We start from the raw sequence: 2,710 nt of genomic DNA, 5'->3' as shown, positions 1-2,710 counted from the left end.
CCCCGCAGGCCTCAACCACCTCGGTGACCTCACCTTCACCACAACCCGGCACACCGAGAATCGGCTGGTAAGCGGCAATTTTAGGCGAAAACGACCTCTCAGAAGAGGCGAGGGAGCAGGGCGTGCGCGATGCCGCTCGCAGCATGGTGCAGGGGCCGTCTGCATCACGGAGTTCGCTGAAGAAGTGCGAGCAGGCATGGCTCCAACGGGTCACGCAGCTGAGCTGGGCAACCGGCGCGCTGCGGCTTTCCGCGAGCGAAGGTGGTCCGGAGACGACGACGCCTCGGCCGGGTGCCGGCCATGTGCCTTCCGGACCAGCACGGAACTGTGGGCCTGCTGGATCAGCTCGTCCAGGTCTTGATCTGAGCGGCGACCTCCCGCACCGGAAGCCCGTCCCGGGCCGCGCGGGCCAAGGGAAGAACCGTATCCAGACCAGGACTCACAGGAAGGCCGCATGCCGACAGATAGGCCGCGGTCACCGTGGCCGCGAACAGCAGGTTCCTCACCTCCAGGCTAGGGTTCCTTGCCAGCTCGCACAGCAGCGCTGCGGCTTTGTGATGGGGCTCCGGATAAACCTCGCGGTCCAAGACCTCCGCCCGATGACGTGCTTCGGCTGCCACCGGCACGCCGTAGTCGACGACCTGGGGATCTCCCGGGATCTGCTGCGCCACTGCCAAGATCCAGGCGAGATCGATGCGGAGATTCACGCGGCGTCCCTCGGCGCGCTCTCCGCCAGCCCTGCCGGAAGACCGGGGTACCGGTCCTCACCGACCTCTGCCTCGAACGCCTCCGTGTACCCGGCCAGGAACGCCGCTGCGCCAGCCATGAAGGCGGCACGTGACTGGTTCACATCGGCCTCGATCAAATCGGCCACGTATCCCTGCAGGCTCAGACCGCGGCGCTTGGCCCGGTCCTCGGCGGCCGCTTTGACAGCTTCGTCCAGTCGGATATTCGTCTGCTTTGCCATACACACCACCCTAGCTAGGTGCTGGTACCCATGGATAGCAAAATGGCGTACAAGCCCCCAGCCAAGCCGCCGCAGCGGACGTGCTGCCGTGTCGCATCAGCGCACTCAGCCCATGATCACGGCAACCGCAGGAGCCGATCTCAGCCCGGCGACCACCTGGAAACGCTTCGTTGCTCTACCCGCCACGGCTTCGTCGATCCGCGTGCCAGCCAGGCGGCCGCCGCCCTGCCCCCCGAATACGGTCCACGGCTGGCCGAGGCCATGGGCAGAAGAGGGTGGGTGTGGGGAGCGGCAACAGTTGTCCTCTCAGCGCGAGCGGAGGCGGGTGCACCGTCAACCCATGGCTGCACTCGACGACGTTTGCAGGCAAGCACCGGCCAAACGCTCTCCTGAGCCACAGGTAACAAACGGTGCTCTCCGCGCGAGCGGAGGTGCTCCGGCGCCGGTCCCGGCCGAGCTGCTCGCCGGACGTGCGGGCCAGGGTTCTGTCACAGACCGGCTCGGGCTGCTGCTGATGGTGCTGATGACGGGTTCTGCGGACTGGCGGCAGCCGGCCCGGGTTCGGTGGCGCTGACCGTGGGCGTCTGGCAGCGACGCGCCTGGAGCAGGCCTGCGTCGTGGCGGCCGCAAATCCTGCGGCGGGCCGTACGACGTGCGCTGCCCTGCGGATTTTGTCTCGCCCAGCTCTTGGACGAGCCCGGTGTCGGGGCAAATGTCGCGCGGGCTGACGGCGTCGCCGGGACGGCCAGGCTTCCGGTGGGTGGCGAAGTCCGCCCCGCAGGTGCGGCCCCTCACCAGCTGAGGCAAGGGTGCCGGGTGTTGCCAGCGCCCCAGGACACGATCTCCAGCACGTATCCGGCCCTGACAAGCGTGAGCGCTACACCCAGGTGTAGTTCGCGTCGGTGACCGCATCCAGCGCCGTGTCAGTGACGGCGGTGTACGGATCGGCGAGGGAGGCAAGGGCTGGGCCGATGGGCGGGAAGATGGGCAGCTCGGCGGTCTTGCGGTAGTCGATCCACTCGATGACACCGACCTCGTGGCTGCCGTCGGGGAGCTCGTCCAGTTCCTGCTTGGCGAGGGTCGCACGGAGGTCGGGGCTGATGTGGAAGCGGTAGATCAGGTGGAGCTTACGCGGCGGCGGGGTGGGGCCCGGGCGGGTCACGCGCTGGTCGACGACCCACATCAGGTCCCCGCCCTCGGCCGCCGCCGTGTCCAGGCCGAGTTCTTCTGCGAGCTCGCGGGCGAGGGCGCGGGTGAGGTCTTCGCCGTGTTCGACGTTGCCACCGGGCGGGGTGTAGTGGGTGGAGTCGGCGCGGTCGCGGCGAATGAGGGCGACGTCGTCGCCGCAGAACACCAGCGCCGCAGTCCGGATCTTGATCCGGGAGAACGGGGCGGGTGCGGCAGGGGTGTTCGTCATGGCCGCCAGTATTCCGGCGGGCCCCGGTTGCCGGGCGGGCTTTGCCCCGAGGTATGACCTCGGACGGCCCATTTGGCAGCATCGCGCCGAGCACCGGATTGTGGCATCGCCTGTACCGCTTTCGGTGGATCCCGGTACGGAGGTGGCCCCGTCGGGGCAGCCTGGACATCGCCGACCCTCCTACTGGACTGGCCCGCCGACCTGCCTGCCTGAGGCCCCGGGAACCGGAAGGGCTTCGCCCGCCTACCCCGCGGGTAAGGGACGCGAACACCGGTGCGACGGGGGCCGCGGCGCGGAGGACGGGGTGACGGGGTGCGGGAACGGCA

General features: G+C 68.9%; 3 protein-coding genes. All 3 read right to left on the bottom strand.

Going from position 1 to position 2,710, the window contains the following annotated elements:
* Positions 1-341: 341 nt before the first annotated feature.
* The 3 genes from PV721_RS42795 to PV721_RS42785 all read right to left on the bottom strand — a co-directional run bounded on the left by PV721_RS42795 (position 342) and on the right by PV721_RS42785 (position 2,384).
* The gene (locus tag PV721_RS42795; RefSeq protein ID WP_319734220.1) at positions 342-707 is read right to left on the bottom strand and encodes a hypothetical protein; all 366 of its coding nucleotides are present in this window, start codon (positions 705-707) and stop codon (positions 342-344) included.
* Positions 704-967: a hypothetical protein gene (locus PV721_RS42790; protein ID WP_319734218.1), complete on the bottom strand. Its 264-nt coding sequence runs from the start codon at positions 965-967 to the stop codon at positions 704-706. Before PV721_RS42790 ends, PV721_RS42795 begins: the two co-directional genes overlap by 4 nt.
* An 877-nt stretch (positions 968-1,844) precedes the next feature.
* On the bottom strand, positions 1,845-2,384 hold the full coding sequence (locus PV721_RS42785; protein WP_319734216.1) for an NUDIX domain-containing protein: 540 nt from the start codon (positions 2,382-2,384) through the stop codon (positions 1,845-1,847).
* Between the last annotated feature and the right edge of the window lie 326 nt (positions 2,385-2,710).

Origin of the sequence: Streptomyces sp. MB09-01 (genome assembly GCF_033794505.1) — a bacterium.
GTDB lineage: Bacteria > Actinomycetota > Actinomycetes > Streptomycetales > Streptomycetaceae > Streptomyces.
This window is presented reverse-complemented; position numbering and strand designations above follow the sequence as displayed.